Source organism: Streptacidiphilus neutrinimicus (assembly GCF_000787815.1).
GTDB lineage: Bacteria > Actinomycetota > Actinomycetes > Streptomycetales > Streptomycetaceae > Streptacidiphilus > Streptacidiphilus neutrinimicus.
This window is the reverse complement of record NZ_BBPO01000081.1, coordinates 931-2,370: the sequence shown is the minus strand read 5'-3', so window position 1 is coordinate 2,370 and position 1,440 is coordinate 931. Positions and strand designations below refer to the sequence as shown.

Sequence of the window (1,440 nt, the reverse complement as noted above, 5' to 3'; positions counted from 1 at the left end):
AGTCGTCCCCGAACTTCTTCGCCACTCCGAACAGCAGTCCCGGCGCCCGGTGGCGCTGCTGCCAGCCGTCCACCGACCGCAGCGCGCGTTCGAACACGTTCACCGGCGGCACCCCGCTTCCCCGCGAATCAATGCTGATCTTCTGATCGGGATTCCCACGCGCACGGCAGGAAGCAGGCGGGGAACCGGTTCGCCGGGGTCAGGCCGGCCGGATGGGCTGGGCCGGGAGATTCGGTGTGTCGTGTCCGGCGGGGTGGCGGGCGAGCCACCAGAGCAGCGCCCCGGCCGCGAGCGTGCACGCGGCCGCGACTCCCGTGCGGAGCGGCCACGAGCGTTGCTGAGGGGGCGTGTGGTGGCTGGCGCGGGCGCTGAGGGTTCCTGCGGTGTGCCGGGCCTGCTCCGCCGCCTGCCGGGCGGCGTGTCCGGCGTGTGTTTTGAGGCTGTCGGCGGCGTCGGACGCCGCCCGGGCGACGGTCTGGGTTCGGGCTTGCACGCTGGTGTTCTTGCCCACGACAGGCTCCTCTCGGGTTGGCTGAAGCGGCTTCGGGGCGTATATCCCACCGCCGCCGTTCACACGCGTCCGGCTGCTCCGAATGGGGCGCCTGGGCCTCGACACGGCGCGCATGGCGGGCTGGTTGCGGGCAGCACGTCCGGCCCAGCGTGGACGTGCTCCTGGACCGCTTCCACGGCCTCGCCCAGGCGGTCACAACGGGCCGCCGCGGTGGTTGGCCTGTCGTACCGCCTGGTCGACGGCACCGCCCGCCTGGTCACCTGGCTCGGCCTCGAGGTGGCCGAGCCCGCGTCCTTAGCCCCTGTCGTTGCGGCATCTGGCGGGCCCGGGGCACGAGATCCGGCGCGTCCGCGGCGCACTGGCCGCGCACTGAGGGCATCCGCCCGATCAGGTCCGGCTGCTCCAGGACCCGACGTCGGACTCGCAAGGGGGTAGCCGAAATTCTGGCCCGCGACCGGCCGCGGACCGGATGAGCCGCGGAGCGCGCACCTACCTACGGGTGCCCTTCCCCTGTCAGGTCGCCAGCGTGGGTGCCGGTGACCAGGTAGACGACGCGTTCGGCGACGGCGACGGCATGGTCGGCGAACCGTTCGTAGAAGCGGCCGGCCAAGGTGACGTCGACGGCGTCTTCGACGCTGTGCTGCCAGCGGTCGTCGAGCAGCCGCCGGAACAAGGCACGGTGCAGATCGTCCATCGCGTCGTCGTCGCCCTCCAGCTCGAGCGCGGTCTCGAGCTCGCGGGTGGCGATGACGTCGGCGGCCTTGGCCATCAGCCGCTGGGCGACGTGCCCCATCTCCAGCACGGTGGCGTGCAGCTCGCCCGGGACGGCGTGCTCGGGGAAGCGGCGCCGGGCCAGCTTCGCCACGTGCCCGGCCAGGTCTCCGGAACGCTCCAGTTCGGCGCTGATGCGCAGCGCGGTCACCACGGCG

The 1,440-nt window shown here is 72.9% G+C and carries 2 protein-coding genes; both read right to left on the bottom strand.

Annotated features, from left to right (window positions below; genetic code table 11):
- Positions 1-199 precede the first annotated feature (199 nt).
- On the bottom strand, positions 200-511 hold the full coding sequence (locus TR48_RS32605; RefSeq protein ID WP_042374006.1) for a hypothetical protein: 312 nt from the start codon (positions 509-511) through the stop codon (positions 200-202).
- Positions 512-1,004: 493 nt separating this feature from the next.
- The coding region (locus tag TR48_RS32600) for a phosphate signaling complex PhoU family protein (protein WP_304941234.1) at positions 1,005-1,440 on the bottom strand (436 nt) is incomplete at its 5' end.